Consider the following 18376-nt stretch of genomic DNA (forward strand, 5'->3'; position numbering starts at 1 on the left):
CGCGCCCGGGAGAGGGTGCGCAGACGCGTACGCCCGGCACGGCGCCCACGGCACCGACTGTCGGAACCGCGCTGGTCACCGCCCTGGCGAGCCCGGTGGAGGCCGTCCGCCCTCGGTGCCGACCGCACCCGACGGGGTGTCGGACCTCGGTGGGCGGGAGTGACTTCCACCACGTGTTCCGGCTCCGGTCCGACCACGTGCACATCACCCGGGACGACCCGAACGTGCCGTCCGGTCTCGAACAGATGCAGCAGCTCGACGACTCCCAGCGGTTCGCCCACCTCGGGTAGGCCCGCTGGCGGGGGTGTGCGGACGGCCCGATAGTCGGTCCCGGGGGCACCTGGGACTTGACGAAGGAGACGGCATGCAAGGCTCTATCAGGATCGCGGCACTTGCGCTGACGGTAGGAGCAGGCTCGCTGCTGGCGGCCTCGCCCGCGTCGGCGACGACCCTGATCAGTATCGGCTCCAGCGCCGTCATCGACGCGAAGATCCCGAGCCGGGTGCACGTGGACGTCACCTACACGTGCGACGTCGCGGACGGGCCGCGCTCGCTGAACATCTCGGCCGAGCAGACGGACCCACAGGACCCGTCCGAGGTGGCGTTCGGCTCCACCCGGGTGCCACCGACCGCCATCACCTGTGACGGCACCGAGCACACCCAGTCGGTGGTCATCCAGTCGAAAACGTCGAACTGGCTTCCCGATGTGGATGCGGTGCTGGTGACGGCCCTGTCCGACATCGGTTCGGCGCCCCCGGCCAACGCGGACGCGAAGCAGTACCCCTTGACGGCTGCCCCTGCACCAGCTCCCGCACCGGCTCCCGCGCCCGCACCGGCTCCCGCGCCGACGCCCACCCCCGAGCCCGCCCCCGCACCGGTCCCCGTCGCGCCGGCCCCCTGAACCACGGACGGGCCCCGAATCACCGACGTGATCCCGGGGCCCGCTGTGTCGTACGGGGTCGTCAGCCCCGGCCGGCGGCCTTCTGGGTCTTGCGGGAGAGCGAGTCGATGACCACGGCGGCCAGCAGCACGGCGCCGGTGATCATGTACTGGACCGAGGTGTTCATGTTCAGCAGGTCCAGGCCGGTCTGGATGGACTGGAGGACCAGACCGCCCAGGAGCGCCGACCAGACCGAACCCCGGCCACCGAAGAGGCTGGTGCCGCCGATGACGGCTGCGGCGATGGCCATCATCAGGAGGTTGGCGCTGCCGATACCGCCCAGGTTCGAGGTGTAGGTCTGGGCGAGGAAGAGCAGGCCGCCGAGCGCGGCGAACCCACCGGAGATCGCGTAGATCGAGATCCGGATGAACGCGACGTTGATACCGGCCCGGCGGGCGGCCTCGATGCTGCCGCCGACGGCGAAGATCTGCCGGCCGTACGAGGTGCGGCGCAGCACGAAGTCGGCGACGACCAGCGCGCCGAGGAAGACCACCAGGGCCACCGGCACGCCGTTCGCCTGGTTGAGCATGTAGGCCGCGCCGAAGGAGACGACCGCCAGGGCGCCGGAGCGCAGCGCGATCTCACTGGTGGGACGGAACGGCACGCCCGCCTTGCGGCGGCGGTTCTGCTCCAGCAGCGAGCCGCCGAGCATCGCGGCGACGGCGAGGACGGCCAGGAGGTAGGCACCCGAGATGTCGGAGTCGAGGAAGTAGGCCCGCTGGCCGAGCAGGTGGAGGAACCCGGCGTCCTTGACGTTGACGCTGCCGGTGCTGCCGAGCAGCGAGAGCATCAGACCGTTCCAGAACAGGTTGCCGGCCAGGGTGACGACGAACGCGGGCACACCTATCTTGGCGAAGAACCAGCCGTGAACCGCGCCGGTGGCCGCGCCGGTGGCCATCGCCAGGAGGATGGCCAGCAGCGGGTTCACCCCGTGGTTGACCGACAGGACGGCGAAGACGGAGGCCGAGAGGCCGCCGACCGAGGCGACCGAGAGGTCGATCTCGCCGAGCAGCAGCACGAAGACCAGGCCGATGGCGATCATGCCGGTCGCGGACAGGAAGTACCCGATGTTCGACAGGTTGCCCGCGGTGAGGAAGTGGCTGTCCTGGCTCTGGAAGACCGCCCAGATGATCGCCAGGCCGACGACGACCGGCAGCGCGCCGAGCTCGCCGCCGCGCACCTTGCGCTTGAACTCGGTGAGGTAGCCCTTGAAGCCCTCCTCGCGGACGAGGAGCCGAGGGTCGACCGCGGGGGTGGCGGCGGGGGTCTCCGGCGTCTCGGCGGGGGTCTCGGTCGTGTTGCTCACTTGGCCGCCTCCGCGGTGCGTGCCTGACGACGGGTCACGGCGTTGTCCGTGGCGCCCGTGATCGCGGCGATGATCGTCTCGTGGGTGGTCTCGGCGACCGGGAAGGCACCGTTGTTCTTGCCGAGCCGCAGCACGGCGACGGTGTCCGCGACGGCGCGGACGTCGGCCATGTTGTGGCTGATCAGGATGACGCCGAGGCCGCGCTCGCGCAGCCGCTCGACCAGGTCGAGCACCTGGGCGGTCTGCTCGACGCCGAGGGCGGCCGTCGGCTCGTCCAGGATGACGACCTTCGGCTCGCCGATCAGCGCGCGGGCGATCGCGACCACCTGGCGCTGACCGCCGGAGAGGCCGGCGATCGGGATGCGGACGCTGGGGATGCGGATGGAGAGGGTGGAGAGCAGCTCCCGGGCCTTCTGCTCCATCGCGACCTCGTCGAGCACGCCGAAGCGGCGCAGCTCGCGGCCGAGGTAGAGGTTGCCGACGACGTCGAGGTTGTCGCAGAGCGCGAGGTCCTGGTAGACGGTGGCGACGCCGAGGGCGGCGGCGTCGTGCGGCCGGTTGATGCTGACCGGCTTGCCCTCCCACTCGATGACGCCCTCGTCGATCGGGTGCACGCCCGCGATCGTCTTGACCAGGGTGGACTTGCCGGCGCCGTTGTCGCCGACCAGGGCGACGACCTCTCCGGCGTGCACCTCCAGGTCGACGTCGGTCAGCGCCTGGACGGCGCCGAACCGCTTGGAGACGCCGCGCAGCGCCAGTACGGGTGCGCTTGTCACGTGAACCAACTCCTCTTGTCCACCCCGTGCCGAGGGTGGCCGCCGCACCGCCCAGGGCGCAGTCGAATACGTGTGAGATCTCATGCCCCGTCAGCCGGGGCGGAGGTGGGCGCGGGGAACCCTCGACCGAGGGCTCCCCGCTGACGTGCAGTTGCCTGACGGAACTGCTACTTGATGCCGGCGGCGGCGCAGGCGGCCGCCAAGTCGGCGGTGCAGATCTTCGCCGTCGGGTAGAGCTGGTCGGCGATGACGGTGTCCTTGAGGTTCGCCTTGGTGACCGAGACCGGGGTCAGCAGGGCGGAGGGCACCTTGTCGCCGGAGCCGCTGGTGGAGCTGGCGGTGGCGGTGGCGCTGACGTCCTTGCCGTTGAGCAGGTCGACGGCGAGCGCGGCGGCGGCCTCGGCCTCGGGCTTCGGGGCCTTGTAGACGGTGCTGGTCTGGGTGCCCGCGAGGATCCGCTGCAGGCCGGCCAGCTCGGCGTCCTGGCCGGTCAGCGGGACGGAGATGCCCGCGCCCTTGAGGGCGGTGGCGATGCCGCCGGCCATGCCGTCGTTCGCGGAGTAGACACCGGCGATGTTCGCGGCGGTGAGCTGGGTGATCGCGGCGGTCACCTTCTGGTTGGCGACGGTGTCCTTCCAGAGCCCGCTCTGCTCGTAGGCGATCTTGACCTTGCCGTCGAGGACCTTGTGCGCGCCGGCCTTGAACATGGCGGCGTTCGGGTCGGCGTCGTCACCATTGATCATCACGATGTTGGCGGCCGGGGTGGCCTTGGCGCCGAGGGCGTCGAGCAGGGCCTGGCCCTGGAGCTCGCCGACCTTCTCGTTGTCGTAGGAGACGTACGCGGAGACCGGGCCCTGGGCCAGGCGGTCGTACGCGATGACCTTGATGCCCTTGTCGACGGCGGCCTGGATCGAAGTCTTGACGGCAGCGGAGTCGACCGCGTCCAGGATCAGGACCTTGACGCCCTTGGTGATCATGGTGCTGACCTGCTGCGCCTGGGTGGCGGCGCTGCCCGCGGCGTTCGCGTAGTCGACGGTGCAGTCGGGGCAGGCGGCCTTGACCTTGGCCTCGATCAGCGGCTTGTCGAGCTGCTCGTAACGCGTGGTGGCGTTCTCGGGCAGGAGGAGGCCGATCGACTTGCTGCCACCGGCGGCGGAGGGCGCGGACGAGGCGGTGTTCTTGTCGCCTCCGGCCTTTCCACAGGCGGCCATGGACAGGGCCATCGAAACCGCGGCGGTGCCGATCACAGCGCGACGCATCATTGCGTTCATGGTGGGGGGTGCCTCCCTGACGGCGCCGCAACATCGCGGCGAGGTGGAAGGGAGTCAACCCGCCCTGCTCGCTTGTCGTCAATAAGTAAATCCGGACTCGGGTAGATCCGAACCCTTTCGTTATCTTCCTGAAGGCGAAGCCGAGACCAAAGCGACCCCGGCCCCGCCCTGTCGAACGGTCAGACGGACGCCCCGACGGGCTGCACGGGCTGTCGGATTACGCCCGATTCGCCCATTTCGCTCATCACCAGCGCGAGCGCCCCGAGCACCTCCGCACGGCCGCCCAGCGTCCCCGGGACGACCGACAGCTGACGGGCCGCCGACGGGATCGCGTACCGCGCCACGGAGTCCCGGATCGGGGAAAGTACCAGCTCACCGGCCTCGGCGAGGTCTCCGCCGAGGATCACCCGGCGGGGGTTGAGCAGGTTGCACAGGGTCGCGACACCGGTGCCGATCTGCCGCCCGGCGTCGGCGATCACCCGGCGGCAGCCGAGATCGCCCTGCTGGGCCAGCTGGACGACCTTCGTCAGGGTCAACTCGCCCGGGTGGTTAGCGTTCAAGAGGTTGAGCAGGTAGCGCGAGCCGACGAAGGTCTCCAGACAACCTCTGTTGCCGCAGCGGCAGACCGGCCCCGACTCGTCCAGCGTGATGTGCCCGATCTCGCCCGCCGTGCCGCCCGGCCCCCGGTAGATCTGGCCGTTGATGACCAGCCCGGAGCCGACACCGCTGGCGACCTTGATGTACGCGAGATCGCTCAGCCCGCGCCCCGCGCCCCAGACCAGCTCGCCGAGGGCGCCGAGGTTCGCGTCGTTGTCGACGTACACCTGCATGCCCAGGCGCTGGGAGAGCTCCAGGCCCGGCGTGATGCCCGTCCAGCCGGGCAGGATCGCGGTCGAGCCGAGCGCGCCGGTCTCCTGGTCGATCGGGCCCGGCACGCCGAGGCCGACGCCGATCACCTTGTCCGGGCGGAAGCCGGCCTCCTGGAGCAGCCGGGCGACGAGCGCCTCGGCCCGGTCGAAACCCTGCTCGGCGGAGACGTCCACGTCGATCGGCTCGCTGTCCTCGGCGAGCACCCGGTGCGCCAGGTTTCCGACGGCTACCCGGAGGTGGGTGTGGCCGAAGTCGACGCCCACCACGATGCCCGCGTCGCCGCTGAGCGACACGCTGCGGGCCCGGCGGCCGCCCGAGGAGGTGTCGGCGACCACGACGGTGCCGCTCTCCTTCAGCTCCCGGACGATGTTGGACACCGTCGCCGCCGAGAGACCGGTGCTGCGGGCGATCTCGGCTTGGGTGAGCGAGCCGGCCATCCGGACGGCGCGCAGCACGCGTTCGAGGTTCGCCCGGTGCAGCGAGGACTGCGAGCCCGGTGTGTCCATCGACATGATCCAACCCTCCCAGGGTGCGGGGAGTCCCCCGCCCCGTGCCGCGCCATTGCGGCCACGTGTGTGAGCTACGACTGCTACGAGCGTATGACTACAAGCCCAGCTTCAACTTCTGAAGCCTATGGTCCGCCGACGGGTCGTCATTCCGTCAAGGGTGAACACAGATCGTTGCAGAACCTCTGCCCACGGACGGCCCCGCCACAACCGCGCCGCACCCCCAGGGGCACCGCCAGTAAGGGGGGACGGGCATTGGCCCGTAATCCCGGGGCTCCGGCGACGCCCCGCGTGGGAGGATGCGGTTCATCTCATGCCTTGACGAAGGAGTCCTGCGAGTGCCTGGCACCAACTTGACCCGTGAGGAGGCCCGCACCCGGGCCGAGCTCCTGCACGTGGACGCATACGACATCACGCTCGACCTGAGCGCTGCCCGCGAAGGCGGTACCTTCCGGTCCACCACAGTGGTCCGCTTCACCGCCACCACGCCGGGCACGTCCACCTTCATCGACCTCGTCGCGCCCGGCGTGGCCGAGATCGAACTGAACGGTGAGCAGCTGCCGCTGGACAGCTTCGCCGACAGCCGGATCGCCCTCCCCGGCCTCCGCGCCGACAACGTGCTGCGCGTCGTCGCCGACTGCGCCTACACCAACACCGGCGAGGGCCTGCACCGCTTCGTCGACCCGGTCGACGGCGAGACCTACCTCTACACCCAGTTCGAGGTGCCGGACGCCCGCCGCGTCTTCGCCAACTTCGAGCAGCCCGACCTCAAGGCCGCCTTCACCTTCACCGTGACGGCGCCCACGGGCTGGGTCGTGGTCTCCAACTCCCCGACCCCGGTCCCGGCCGGCGACGGCACTGGAACATCCAACGACGTCCAGGTCTGGAGCTTCGAGCCGACCGGCCGCATCTCCACCTACATCACCGCCCTCATCGCGGGCCCGTACGTCGGCGTCTTCGACGCGTACGAGAACGGCTCGCAGCACGTGCCGCTGGCCGTCTACTGCCGCCCGTCGCTGAAGGAGTTCCTCGACGCCGAGGCGATCTTCACCGTCACCAAGCAGGGGTTCGACTACTTCCAGGAGAAGTTCGACTACCCGTACCCCTTCCCGAAGTACGACCAGCTCTTCGTGCCGGAGTTCAACGCCGGCGCGATGGAGAACGCGGGCGCCGTCACGCTGCGCGACCAGTACGTCTTCCGGTCCAAGGTGACCGACGCCGCGTACGAGTCGCGGGCCGCGACGATCCTGCACGAGCTCGCCCACATGTGGTTCGGCGACCTCGTCACCATGGAGTGGTGGAACGACCTCTGGCTGAACGAGTCGTTCGCGACCTACGCCGAGGCGGTCTGCCAGGCCGAGGCCCCCGGCTCGCAGTGGCCGCACTCCTGGACGACCTTCGCCAACCAGATGAAGACCTGGGCATACCGGCAGGACCAGCTGCCCTCGACCCACCCGATCATGGCGGAGATCAACGACCTGGAGGACGTCCAGGTCAACTTCGACGGCATCACCTACGCCAAGGGCGCCTCGGTGCTCAAGCAGCTGGTCGCCTACGTCGGCCAGGACGCCTTCTTCCAGGGCGTGCAGGCCTACTTCAAGCGCCACGCCTGGGGCAACACCCGCCTCAGCGACCTGCTCGGCGCCCTCGAGGAGGCCAGCGGCCGCGACCTCAAGACCTGGTCGAAGGCCTGGCTCGAGACCGCCGGCATCAACGTGCTGCGCCCCGAGATCGAGCTGGCTGCCGACGGCACCATCACGTCCTTCACCGTGCTCCAGGAGGCCCCGGCGCTGCCCGTCGGCGCCAAGGGCGAGGCCGTGCTGCGCCCGCACCGGATCGCCATCGGCGCGTACGAGCTGCAGGACGGCAACCTCGTCCGCACCGACCGGATCGAGCTGGACATCGACGGTGCCCGCACCGCCGTCCCCGCGCTCGTCGGCCGCCGCAAGCCCGCCGTGCTGCTGCTCAACGACGACGACCTCTCGTACACCAAGACCCGGCTCGACGAGGGCTCGCTGGCCGTCGTCACCGAGCACCTCGGTGGCTTCACCGAGTCGCTGCCGCGCGCGCTGTGCTGGTCCGCCGCGTGGGACATGACCCGCGACAGCGAGCTCGCCACCCGCGACTACCTCGCGCTGGCGCTCTCCGGCCTGGCCCGCGAGACCGACATCGGCGTCGTCCAGTCGGTGCAGCGCCAGGTCAAGACGGCCCTCGACCTCTACGCCGACCCGGCGTGGCGCGAGGAGGGCCTGAACCGCTGGGCCGAGGCCGCCGAGCAGCAGCTGCGCGCCGCCGCCCCCGGCAGCGACCACCAGCTCGCCTGGGCCCGCGCCCTGGCCGGCGCCGCCCGGACGGACCAGCAGCTCGCACTGCTGGCCGGCCTGCTGGACGGCAGCGTCGAGCTCAAGGGCCTGGCCGTCGACACCGAGCTGCGCTGGACGCTGCTCTCCTCGCTCGTCTCCGCCGGGCGCGCGGACGCCGAGGCCGTCGAGGCCGAGCTCCAGCGCGACCAGACCGCTGCGGGCAAGGAGCACGCCGCGAGCTGCCTGGCCGCCCGGCCGACCGCCGAGGCCAAGGCCGAGGCCTGGGCCTCCGTCGTCGAGCGCGACGACCTCACCAACTACGTCCAGGAGGCGGTGATCGGCGGCTTCACCCAGGCCGACCAGCGCGACCTGACGGCCCCTTACGCCGAGAAGTACTTCGCGGCGATCAAGGGCATCTGGGAGACCCGCAGCCACGAGATCTCGCAGCAGATCATCGTCGGCCTGTTCCCGGTCTACCAGGTCAGCCAGGCCGCTCTGGACGCCGCCGACACCTGGCTCGCGGGCCCCGACCTCGCCCCGGCACTGCGCCGGATGGTCGTCGAGTCCCGCTCGGGCGTCGAGCGCGCGCTGAAGGCCCAGGCGGCCGACCGCGCGGCGGGCGCACGGGCCGCAGGTCAGTAGCAGGTCAGCAGCAAGTCCCGGAAGGGGCGCGGGGAACGGCACGGAGGGGGCACCCTCGGCGCCGTTCCCCGCGCCCCTTCTGTCTGCTTCTGTCTGCCTGTCAGGCCGGCAGCGGCAGGCGGACGGTGAAGACCGTGCGGCCAGGCCGGCTGTTCACGGTGACGGTGCCGCCGTGCGCGGTCACGACGGCGTGCACGATGGCGAGCCCCAGGCCCGTACTCCCTGCTTTACGGGAGCGGGCGAGGTCGCCGCGTACGAAGCGCTCGAAGACCCGCCCGGCCAGCTCGGGGTCGATGCCCGGCCCGGTGTCGGTGACGGTCAGTTCGACGGCCGCCGGGGTGGTGGCGAGCCGGAGGGTGACCTCGGTGCCCTCGGAGGTGTGGGTGCGGGCGTTCGCCAGCAGGTTGGCGACCAGCTGGCGCAGCCGGTCGGCGTCGCCCGTGCACAGGACGGGCTCGGGCGGCAGGTCGAGCCGCCAGCGGTGGCCCGGACCGGCCGCGCGGGCGTCGGCCGTGCAGTCCAGGGCGATCCGGGTGAGGTCGGTCTCGTCGCGGGCGAGCGGGCGGCCCGCGTCCAGCCGGGCCAGCAGCAGCAGGTCGTCGACGATGGCGCCCATCCGCTGGGACTCGGCGTCGATCCGGGTCAGCGAGTGCCTGGTCTCCTCCGGCAGCGGCCCGGGGTGACGCAGCGCCAGCTCGGCATGGCCCCGGATGGTCGCGACCGGGGTGCGCAGCTCGTGCCCGGCGTCGGCCGCGAACGCCCGCAGCCGCTCCTCCACCGAGTGCCGCTGGGCGAGCGCCTGCCCGACATGGCCGAGCATCCGGTTGAGCGCGGCGCCGACCCGCCCGACCTCCGTCCGGGGGTCGTCGTCCGGCACCCGTACGGAGAGTTGCACCTCGCCGCTGGCCAGCGGCAGCCCGCTGACCCGCTCGGCGGCCGTCACCACCCGGCCCAGCGGGCGCAGCGCGAGGCCGATCCACAGGGCCCCGGCGACGCCGGTCACCGCCAGGGCGACGGCGAAGACCACCAGTTCGACGGTGACCAGCTGATGCACCGTCGCCTCGACCGGGCTCAGCGGCAGGCCCGTGACCAGCACGTCGCCGTCCTGCCCGGCGGTCGCCCGCAGGCGGTAGCCCGGCAGCCCGGAGAGCCCAAGGGTGCGGGCCGGGCCGCCGACCGGCAGCGCGGCGAGCGCCCGCTCGTCGGCCGGGCTCAGCTGCACCAGGTCGTCGGTGTCGGCGGCCCGGCTGCCCGCCGCGACCTCGGGATCGTCGGCGTCACCGTCGACCACCCCGGCGTTGGTGACGACGCCCTTCATCAGCCGGGCGCCGAAGGTGCCCGGGGCCTGGGCGCGGGTGTCGCTGCGGGCCGTTCCCGGCCGTCCGTCGGCGGCGTGCTCCAGGCTGGCGGCGTAGCGGCCGCCGGTGTCGGAGAGCTGCTGGTCGAGCCGGGCGACCAGGAAGTGGCGCAGCGCCTCGGTGGTGGCCAGGCCGACCCCGCCGCAGGTCAGCACCAGCAGCGCGAGCACCCCGGCGATCAGCCGGGAGCGGAGCGTACGGAGCGGTCGTCCCAGGGCTCTCATCCGGCCGCTGCCTTGATGACGTACCCGGCGCCGCGCACGGTGTGGATCATCGGCGGGCGGCCGTGGTCGATCTTCTTGCGCAGGTAGCTGACGTACAGCTCGACGACGTGCGCCTGCCCGCCGAAGTCGTACGACCAGACGGCGTCCAGGATCTGGGCCTTGCTCAGCACCTGCCGGGGGTGCTGGAGCAGGTAGCGCAGCAGGGCGTACTCGGTGGGGCTCAGCTCGACGGGCTCGCCGCCCCGGGTGACCTCGCGGGCCTGCTCGTCCATGGTCAGATCGCCGAGGGTCAGGCCGTTCATGGGGGCCTCGGGCTCGGGCGGGGCCGAGCGCCGGAGCAGGGCCCGGAGGCGGACCATGACCTCGGCGAGGCTGAACGGCTTGGTGACGTAGTCGTCGCCACCCGCCGCGAGACCGGCGATCCGGTCCTCGACGGCGTCGCGGGCGGTCAGGAAGAGCACCCGGATCTCCGGCTGCCGGGCCTGGATGCGGCGGAGCACCTCCATGCCGTCCAGCCCCGGCAGCATCATGTCCAGTACCACGGCGTGCGGCCGCCAGCTCGCCGCCGACTCGACGGCGCCCGGTCCGTCGACCGCGCCCCGGGCCTCCCAGCCCTCGTAGCGCAGGGCGCCGCAGAGCACCTCGACCAGATCGGGCTCGTCGTCGACCACCAGCACCCGCCACGGCGACTGGTCGGGGGCTGTGTCCATGGGCGCATCCATCGGGTCCGGGGGTGGTCCGGCACTCATTCTGTGCCCTCGCCATGAGAATGCGCTGAGATCCACCGCATGCCACCGACCGGGTCGCACCTACTCCGACCTGCAGATCTGTCGCCGTTCGGGTGTTGGCAGGGGATGGCATTCAGAGGCAATTGAGAGCTTTCGGTGTCAGGGTTGGCGATCTCGAACACCCCACCGACCAGGGAGGCCCCATGAGCGTACGGACCCGTGAGGCCGTGCCGTGGGCAGCCCTGACCGCGATCGGCATCGGCGGCGCCGGGGTACTGGCGATCTGGTGGCAGTACACCCCCGGTGTGCGCGGAGCAGCCGGGTGGCTGACCGGCGCCGGACAGATCACCGGCCTGCTCGCCGGGTACACCGCGCCGGTGCTGCTGCTCCTGATGGCCCGGCTGCCGCTGCTGGAGCGCGAGGTCGGCGCCGACCGGCTCGCCCGCTGGCACGCCCGGGGCGGCCGGTACCTGGTCGGGCTCGTCCTCGCACACGTCCTGACCATCGTCTGGGGCTACTCGCTCACCGACGGCCGGGGCGTCCTCGGGGAGGGCGTCCGGATCGTCCTCGACTACCCCGAGATGATCAAGGCCGCCCTCGCCACCCTGCTGATGCTCGGCACCGGCGCCGTCTCCGCCGCAGCCGCCCGACGGCGCCTCAGCCACGAGGTCTGGTACTACCTCCACCTCGCCACCTACCTCGCCGTCGCGCTCGGCTTCGGCCACCAGCTCGCCAACGGCGCCCAGCTCGGCGAAGGCCCCGCCCGCGCTGCCTGGTACGCGCTCTACCTGGGCACCGCCGTGCTGCTCGGCTGGTACCGGCTGGCCGTCCCGTACCTGCGCGACCGGCGGCACCGGCTGCGCGTCGCCGAGATCCGGCCGGAGGGCCCCGGGGTCGTCTCGCTCTTCCTCACCGGGCAGCGGCTGGACGAGCTCGGCGCCGAGGCAGGCCAGTTCTTCCGCCTCCAGTTCCAGACCCCCGGGCTGCGCTGGGCCGCCAACCCGTACTCGCTCTCCGCTCCCCCGCACCCGCGCTTCCTCCGCTTCACCGTCAAGGACCTGGGCGCCCACAGCGCGGCCGTCGCCCGGCTCCGGCCCGGCACCCGCGTCCGCGCCGAAGGCCCGTACGGCGCCTTCACGGCCCGCCGGCTGCCCGACCCCGCCGCCCCCACCGGCGCCGACGCCCGCACCCGGCGCCGCTCGCATCCCGTCCTGCTGCTGGGCGCGGGCGTCGGCATCACCCCGCTGCGCGCGCTCTTCGAGACCCTGCCCGGCGAGGTGACGCTCGTCCAGCGGGCCCACAGCGCCTCTGACGTCCTGTTCCGCTCCGAGCTCGCGGCCGTCGCCGCCACCCGTGGCGCCCGGGTGCACGAGCTCCTCGGCAGCCGCGCCGAGGTCGGCGACCTCGGTGCCGCCCTGGCCCGCCTCGTCCCCGGCCTGGCCCGGCACGAGGTCTTCCTCTGCGGCCCGGACGCCCTGACCGAGGAGGCCGTCCGCGCCCTGCGGGCCGCCGGGGTCCGCCGCATCCACCACGAGTCCTTCGTCCTCTGAGGAGCCTTCCGTGCGCCGAGCCGTCGTCACCACCAGCGCCACCCTGGCCGGGGTGGTCCTGCTGCTCTCCCTCAAGACCCCCGAGAGCGGCGGACACCTCGGGGCTGCCACGAAGGTGATCAGCTCCGCCCCTTCCGGCGCGTCCGACGCCTCCGACACCTCGGGTGCCTCCGGTGCCTCCCCGTCTGCCTCGGCCTCGGCGTCGGCCCCCGCTACCGCCACCGCCTCGCGCTCCATCACGGGGACGGCCGCCGACACCCGGTACGGGGCCGTCCAGGTCAGGGTCACGCTCGCCGGGAAGAAGATCTCCCGGATCGACGTCCTCCAGTACCCCACCGAGAGCCACCGCGACCAGGAGATCAACACGTACGCGCTCCCCCAGCTCAACCAGGAGGCGATGGACGCCCAGAGCGCCCAGATCGACGTCGTCTCCGGCGCGACCTACACCAGTGACGGCTACACCCGCTCCCTGCAGAGCGCCCTCGACCAGGTCGGCCTGTGAAGCCCGGCTCGCCGACGAAACCTGATGCCACCTTCCGCCATGCAGAGCAAGTCATGGGCACGGTCTTCTCGTTCGCCGTCCGCGACCCCTCCCCCGCCGTCGGGGCGGCCTTGCGCCAGGTGGTCGAACGGCTGCACCGGATCGACGAGGTGTTCTCCACCTACCGGCCCGACAGCCAGATCGAGCGGCTCGGGCGCGGCGAACTGACGCTCGCCCAGTGCGATCCGGAGGTCGGCGAGGTGCTGGAGCGCTGCCGCGAGACCGCCGCCGAGACGGGCGGCTGGTTCAACGCGCGGGCGGGCACACTCCTCGACCCGAGCGGATGGGTGAAGGGGTGGGCGGTCGAGGAGGCGTCGCGGATGCTGCAGGCGGCAGGCTCGACCGCACACAGCGTCAGCGGCGGCGGTGACGTGCAGACCTGCGGCGGCCCCTGGCGAATCGGCATCGCCCACCCGCTGCGGCCCGGCACCCTGGCCGCCGTCCTCACCGACCACGACTTCGCGGTCGCCACCTCCGGCACCGCCGAACGCGGCCCGCACATCCTCGACCCGCACACCGGCCGCCCGGCCGACGGCTTCGCCTCACTCACGCTGACCGGCCGTCGGCTCGCCCGCACCGACGCCTGGGCCACCGCCGTGTTCGCCATGGGCCCCGAGCGCGGCCTCGCCTGGGCCGAGGCCCGCCCGGAGGTCGAGGCGTTCGCCGTCCTGCCCGACGGCCGCACCCTCGGGACCACCGGCATCGGCCGATACCTGACCGCCTGACGCCCCACCTTCCTCCGCCTGACCCCTGAAATGCCGAACGCCGCCGGGGCACGGGCCCCGACGGCGTTGGGTCAGATTGTCGTTACTGCTACTACTACTTGTTCTCGCCCTTGCCCTTGCCCAGTGAGGGCAGCATGAGCAGGCCCGCGATGATCGCGAACAGGACGATCGGGGCCAGCACGTAAAGGCCGAGGGTCTGGGCAACGCTCAGACCGGCGCCCGGGTCGTCGCCGTCGTCCCGGGTCAGGGCCATGGCGGGCGACGTCATCAGCATCATCAGCGTGGCCGCTGCGGTGACCGCACCAGCGCGCAAAGCGTTCCTCTTGTCCACGTTTCCCAAGGTACCGGGCGCTTACGACGCCTCGCGCGCCGGGGTGCGCCTTCCGAGCGCAGCGGTCACGCCCGCCGGGGCGGGGGCGGCGGCGATTCGTTCGAGGGTGAGCGGGGTGCCGGAGCCGTCGGCGACGGGGAGGCGCCAGTTCGGGTACTGGTCCCAGGTGCCCGGCAGGTTCTGCGGGCGCGGATCGCCGACGAGATCGGGCAGCCAGACGCCGACCAACTCGGCGGGGGTGGCGAGCAGGAAGGCGTACAGCGCCTCGGTGCTCAACTCCTCGCTCGCCCCGAGCAGTCCGAGCCGGCGCAACTCCTCCTTCCACTCCGCCAGTTCCACCCGTGCCTCGGCCTGCTCCTCCGCCACCGGACGGGCCAGCAGGCCGAGCCGGTCGCGCAGCTCGACGTGTTCGCCGGAGAGCCTGGCTGCGGTGCTCGGCAGGTCGTGTGTGGTGAGGGTGGCCAGGCAGGCGGCTCGCCAACGCTCGGGGGGAAGCACGGCGCCCTTGGCCTGCCAGTCGCGTTCGAACCACAGCACCGAGGTGCCGAGGATGCCCCGCCCCGCCAACTCCTCCCGCACGCCCGGCTCGACCGTCCCGAGGTCCTCGCCGATCACGTGGGCGCCCGCCCGGTACGCTTCCAGGGCGAGGACACCAAGCATCGCCTCCGCGTCGTAGCGGACGTACGCGCCCTGGGTCGGCGGGTGCCCGGCCGGCACCCACCAGAGCCGGAAGAGGCCCATCACGTGGTCGATCCGGATCGCCCCGGCGTGCCGGGCGGCTGCCCGCAGCAGCTCGGCGTACGGAGCGTAGCCGGTGGCGGCGAGCGCGTCGGGGCGCCAGGGTGGCAGGCCCCAGTCCTGGCCGTGGGCGTTGAAGGCGTCCGGCGGTGCACCGACCGAGATGCCCTCGGCCAGCACGTCCTGGAGCACCCAGGCGTCGGCGCCGTCGGGGTGCGCGCCGACCGCGAGGTCGTGGATCAGGCCGATCGGCATCCCGGCTTCCTCGGCGGCGTGCTGGGCCGCACCGAGCTGCTCGTCCACCAGCCAGGCCAGCCAGCGGTGGAACTCCACCTGCTTCCCGAGCTCCGCCTTCGCTGCCGCGACCTGCGGGCTGTCCGGCCGCCGCAGCCCCTTCGACCAGCTGCGCCAGTCACTCCCGTGCGCCTCGGCGAGCGCACACCAGACCGCGTACTTCTCCAGCCACTCGCCCTCCCGCTCCACGAACGCCCGGTACGCCGCCTCGCGGCCGACACCGCGCGGCACCTCGTGCAGGATCTCCAGCGCCCGCCGCTTCAGCTCCCACACGGCGTCCCGGTCGATCAGGCCGTCGTGCCGCAGCACCTCGCCCCGCAACCGCCGCGCCTTCTCGGCCAGTTCAGCCAGCTCGGCCTGCTCGCCGCTCCCGGCGTACGCGTACTCGGGGACGTCCTCGACCCGCAGGTGCACCGGGTCCGCGAACCGGCGCGAGGACGGCCGGTAGGGGGACGGGTCGGACGGGACACCGGGGAGCGCGGCGTGCAGCGGGTTGATCTGCAGGAAGGCAGCGCCCAGGTCGTTCCCCGACCACTGCGCGATCTCCTTCAGATCCCCCAAGTCGCCCATGCCCCAGGACCGTTCCGACAGCACGGAGTACAGCTGCGCAAGGAAGCCCCACCCGCGCGCGCCGAGCTCCGGCAGCCGCTGCGGCGCGACGATCAACGTCGCCGTCTGCTCCCGGCCCTTCGCCCGCACCCGCAACCGGTGCCGCCCGAGCGGCAGGTCAGCTGGCAGCCAGTGCGAGCGCCCAGCGGGCAGCGTCCACTCCCCACCCGCCTCCAGCTCCACACTCAACCGCGCCTCGGCCGGCACGTCCAACGCCGTCCGCCGCCCCGACCTGACGACCACACAGCTCGGCACCAACCGCCCGGCCACCTCGGCCCGATGCCGCTCCAACTCCCCCTCGACCGCCTCCGGACTCCCCGCATCCACCCCGAGCGCCGCCAACACCGCCACCAACGTGTGCGGCGCCACCAACACCGGCCCACTCCCGGGGTCGTACGTACTGTCCACCCCATGCGCATGCGCCAACGCCACCAACTCCGGCGAGGGCAGCGGGGCATCCGCCCCCTCCCCGCCAGGACTCAGGTGCGGACCAGCATCGGCAGGATCAAGAAAAGCGGCCACTCTTGGGCTCCTGTGCTCTGAGGAGACGCCGTACAGGACAGCCCCAGTCCTACCCGCCCAAGCCCACGCCGACCCCGCAACGACACGGAATGCCGACCGAACTGCCCCCGCCAGGCCCGGGTTCGACGTAATTCGTGGTTTCTAGAGGTCCTGCCGGGTTGAACACGCAGGTCATCGGGCTGCGGTGGGCCCTGAAGCCCAAGAGTGCCTAGAGACGCGATTTTTATGATTCGCCTGCGCTGGCCTGTGGCTTCGACCTATCGTCTGGAGTCGTGTACGTGAAGACGACGAAGCGAGAGAACAAGTCCGGGACGGTCCGGTACCTGCACCTCGCCCACAACGAGTGGGATCCGGCGAAGGGGCGGGCGGTGCCGAAGGTGCTGTTCACCTTCGGCCGCGAGGACGACCTGGACCGCGACGCGGTCAAGCGCCTGGTCGCGTCTCTATCGAGGCTGCTGGAACCGGGGGACGCCCTGGCCGCGACTGCCGCGTCGGACCTGGAGTTCATCTCCTCGGTGCCGTTCGGCGGCGCCTACGTGCTCGACCACCTGTGGCGCCGACTGAGGATCGACCAGATTGTGGCCCGGGTCGGGCAGCCCAAGCGGGGCCGGCGCCGGGACATGACCGCGACCGAGCGGGTGCTGTTCGCCCTGGTCGCCAACCGCGCGCTGGCCCCGTCCTCCAAGCTCGCGGCGGCGGAGTGGGTCACGAACGACGTGCACATCGACGGCCTGGCTGAGGCCGGCGAACAGGCCTGCTACCGGGCGATGGACTGGCTGCACGAGGTGAAGGACGACCTGGAGAAGCAGGTGTTCGACGAGGTCGCGAACCTGCTGAACCTGGAGGTGGACCTGCTGTTCTTCGACACCACCAGCACCTACTTCGAGCTCGAGGAGCCTGACGAACCGGTCGCCCGCGACAACACCGGCCGCAGGCTGGAGGGCGACGGCCAGGCAGACGACGACGCGAAGCCGGTCGGGTTCCGCACCTACGGCAAGTCGAAGGACTCCCGCGACGACCTGCCGCAGATCGTGATCGGCATGGCCGTCACCAGGGACGGCATCCCCGTGCGCTGCTGGTGCTGGCCGGGCAACGCCTCCGACCAGGCACTGATCCGGCAGGTCAAGGACGAGATGCGGGACTGGACCCTCTCCAAGATCGTGTGGGTGGCCGACCGCGGCTTCTCCTCGGCCGAGAACCGCCGCTACCTGCGCAAGGGCGACCACGCCTACATCATCGGCGAGAAGCTCCGTTCCGGGAGCCCCGAGGTGCAGGCCGCGCTGTCCCGGCAGGGCCGCTACCAGGACGTCGGCGAGAACATGCGCGTCAAGGAAGTGCGGATATCCGACACCGACCGGTTCGTGATCTGCCACAACCCCGAAGCGGCCGAGCGTGACCGGCACATGCGTGAACAACTCGTCGCCCAACTAGGCGACTTGATCGCCGGCACCGACAAGCTCAGCGACTTCAAGCGGGGTGAACTGCGCGGGAGGATCGCCGACAAGCCCGGCCTGAACCGCTACCTGCGTGCCACCCCGGCCGGCAAGCTCCGCATCGACCAGGCGAAGACCAAGGCCGAGGAGAACCTCGACGGGAAGTACCTCCTGCGCTGCTCGGACCCCCACCTGACCGCCGAGGACATCGCGCTCGGCTACAAGCAGCTGCTGGAAGTCGAGCGCGGCTGGCGCGACATGAAGCAGATCATCGACCTGCGGCCCGTCTACCACCGCCTCGAAGAACGCATCCGAGCCCACGTCATCCTGTGCTGGCTCGCACTCCTGTTGATCCGGATCACCGAGACCACCACCGGCGACACCTGGCCGCACATCCGACGCGAGCTCGACCGCCTCCACCTGGGCACCTTCGCCGGCCCTGCCGGAACCTTCCAGCAGGTCACCGCCCTGACGAAGCCCCAGCGAGACCTGCTCGCGAAGCTGCAGATCCCCGTCCCCAAGCAGGTCGTCGCGCTTCAGCCCGCAACCCGCTGACCAGCAGAAACGTGACCGCCTAGAGAAACGCCCTCCAGGCGGTTACAAGCATGTCCGCCCAGGTCAGACCCCGGATTCGCCACTCCAGGCTGCCGAATTATGTCGAACCCGGGCCAGGCGGTCGGGACGTGCTACCGCGAGCGGGTATCCCGCT

Annotated in this window: 15 protein-coding genes; 7 read left to right on the forward strand and 8 right to left on the reverse strand. The window is 71.7% G+C overall.

Annotated features, from left to right (window positions below; genetic code table 11):
* The first annotated feature begins 149 nt into the window (after positions 1-149).
* Entirely contained in the window at positions 150-290 is a 141-nt protein-coding gene (locus ACR68M_RS08625) for a hypothetical protein (protein ID WP_441249852.1), read from the forward strand.
* A 74-nt stretch (positions 291-364) separates the two neighbouring features.
* Positions 365-901, forward strand: a complete 537-nt coding sequence (locus ACR68M_RS08630; RefSeq protein ID WP_441249853.1) for a hypothetical protein — start codon at positions 365-367, stop codon at positions 899-901.
* A gap of 61 nt (positions 902-962) precedes the next feature.
* Here the strand turns inward: ACR68M_RS08630 and ACR68M_RS08635 are convergent, their stop codons facing one another.
* The 4 genes from ACR68M_RS08635 to ACR68M_RS08650 all read right to left on the reverse strand — a co-directional run bounded on the left by ACR68M_RS08635 (position 963) and on the right by ACR68M_RS08650 (position 5669).
* Positions 963-2246 carry a sugar ABC transporter permease gene (locus ACR68M_RS08635; RefSeq protein ID WP_441249854.1) on the reverse strand — a complete coding sequence of 428 codons (1284 nt, stop codon included), beginning with the start codon at positions 2244-2246 and terminating at the stop codon, positions 963-965.
* Positions 2243-3031, reverse strand: coding sequence for an ATP-binding cassette domain-containing protein (locus ACR68M_RS08640; protein ID WP_441249855.1), 789 nt, complete (start codon positions 3029-3031; stop codon positions 2243-2245). Before ACR68M_RS08640 ends, ACR68M_RS08635 begins: the two co-directional genes overlap by 4 nt.
* Positions 3032-3189: 158 nt before the next feature.
* On the reverse strand, positions 3190-4293 hold the full coding sequence (locus tag ACR68M_RS08645) for a sugar ABC transporter substrate-binding protein (RefSeq protein WP_441249856.1): 1104 nt from the start codon (positions 4291-4293) through the stop codon (positions 3190-3192).
* Between the two features lie 179 nt (positions 4294-4472).
* Entirely contained in the window at positions 4473-5669 is a 1197-nt protein-coding gene (locus ACR68M_RS08650; RefSeq protein WP_441251548.1) for an ROK family transcriptional regulator, read from the reverse strand.
* 338 nt (positions 5670-6007) lie between these two features.
* Here ACR68M_RS08650 and pepN point away from each other — a divergent pair, with 338 nt between their 5' ends.
* Positions 6008-8614: an aminopeptidase N gene (gene pepN, locus ACR68M_RS08655; RefSeq protein ID WP_441249857.1), complete on the forward strand. Its 2607-nt coding sequence runs from the start codon at positions 6008-6010 to the stop codon at positions 8612-8614.
* A gap of 100 nt (positions 8615-8714) precedes the next feature.
* On the opposite strand, the gene ACR68M_RS08660 is transcribed toward pepN, so the two are convergent.
* On the reverse strand, positions 8715-10196 hold the full coding sequence (locus ACR68M_RS08660; RefSeq protein ID WP_441249858.1) for an ATP-binding protein: 1482 nt from the start codon (positions 10194-10196) through the stop codon (positions 8715-8717).
* Positions 10193-10906 carry a response regulator transcription factor gene (locus ACR68M_RS08665; protein WP_441249859.1) on the reverse strand — a complete coding sequence of 238 codons (714 nt, stop codon included), beginning with the start codon at positions 10904-10906 and terminating at the stop codon, positions 10193-10195. The genes ACR68M_RS08660 and ACR68M_RS08665 overlap by 4 nt, the downstream gene beginning before the upstream one ends.
* 221 nt (positions 10907-11127) lie before the next feature.
* Between ACR68M_RS08665 and ACR68M_RS08670 the strand changes: the two genes are divergently transcribed.
* Genes ACR68M_RS08670 through ACR68M_RS08680 form a run of 3 tightly spaced genes read left to right on the forward strand, consistent with a single transcriptional unit; the run spans position 11128 to position 13740 of the window.
* Positions 11128-12474, forward strand: coding sequence for a ferredoxin reductase family protein (locus ACR68M_RS08670; RefSeq protein ID WP_441249860.1), 1347 nt, complete (start codon positions 11128-11130; stop codon positions 12472-12474).
* Positions 12475-12484: 10 nt separating this feature from the next.
* Positions 12485-12976 carry an FMN-binding protein gene (locus ACR68M_RS08675; protein WP_441249861.1) on the forward strand — a complete coding sequence of 164 codons (492 nt, stop codon included), beginning with the start codon at positions 12485-12487 and terminating at the stop codon, positions 12974-12976.
* A gap of 53 nt (positions 12977-13029) precedes the next feature.
* A complete protein-coding gene (locus ACR68M_RS08680) occupies positions 13030-13740 on the forward strand; it encodes an FAD:protein FMN transferase (RefSeq protein ID WP_441249862.1) in 711 nt (236 codons plus the stop codon).
* Between the two features lie 94 nt (positions 13741-13834).
* Here ACR68M_RS08680 and ACR68M_RS08685 read toward each other — a convergent pair whose 3' ends face one another.
* Both ACR68M_RS08685 and malQ read right to left on the reverse strand, forming a co-directional pair.
* A complete protein-coding gene (locus ACR68M_RS08685; RefSeq protein ID WP_441249863.1) occupies positions 13835-14071 on the reverse strand; it encodes a hypothetical protein in 237 nt (78 codons plus the stop codon).
* Between the two features lie 21 nt (positions 14072-14092).
* Entirely contained in the window at positions 14093-16234 is a 2142-nt protein-coding gene (malQ, locus tag ACR68M_RS08690; protein WP_441249864.1) for a 4-alpha-glucanotransferase, read from the reverse strand.
* A gap of 272 nt (positions 16235-16506) precedes the next feature.
* Between malQ and ACR68M_RS08695 the strand changes: the two genes are divergently transcribed.
* The gene (locus ACR68M_RS08695; RefSeq protein WP_441245129.1) at positions 16507-18222 is read left to right on the forward strand and encodes an IS1634 family transposase; all 1716 of its coding nucleotides are present in this window, start codon (positions 16507-16509) and stop codon (positions 18220-18222) included.
* Positions 18223-18376 lie beyond the last annotated feature (154 nt).

It is taken from the genome of Kitasatospora sp. McL0602 (genome assembly GCF_052076145.1).
Taxonomy (GTDB): Bacteria; Actinomycetota; Actinomycetes; order Streptomycetales; family Streptomycetaceae; genus Kitasatospora.

Bases quoted from the DNA above. Each gene is read 5' to 3' on its own strand.
- ACR68M_RS08630 (WP_441249853.1), top strand. From the start codon at position 365: ATGCAAGGCTCTATCAGGATCGCGGCACTTGCGCTGACGGTAGGAGCA.
- ACR68M_RS08645 (WP_441249856.1), bottom strand. From the start codon at position 4,293: ATGAACGCAATGATGCGTCGCGCTGTGATCGGCACCGCCGCGGTTTCG.
- ACR68M_RS08650 (WP_441251548.1), bottom strand. From the start codon at position 5,669: ATGGACACACCGGGCTCGCAGTCCTCGCTGCACCGGGCGAACCTCGAA.
- ACR68M_RS08660 (WP_441249858.1), bottom strand. From the start codon at position 10,196: ATGAGAGCCCTGGGACGACCGCTCCGTACGCTCCGCTCCCGGCTGATC.
- ACR68M_RS08665 (WP_441249859.1), bottom strand. From the start codon at position 10,906: ATGGACACAGCCCCCGACCAGTCGCCGTGGCGGGTGCTGGTGGTCGAC.
- ACR68M_RS08670 (WP_441249860.1), top strand. From the start codon at position 11,128: ATGAGCGTACGGACCCGTGAGGCCGTGCCGTGGGCAGCCCTGACCGCG.
- ACR68M_RS08680 (WP_441249862.1), top strand. From the start codon at position 13,030: ATGGGCACGGTCTTCTCGTTCGCCGTCCGCGACCCCTCCCCCGCCGTC.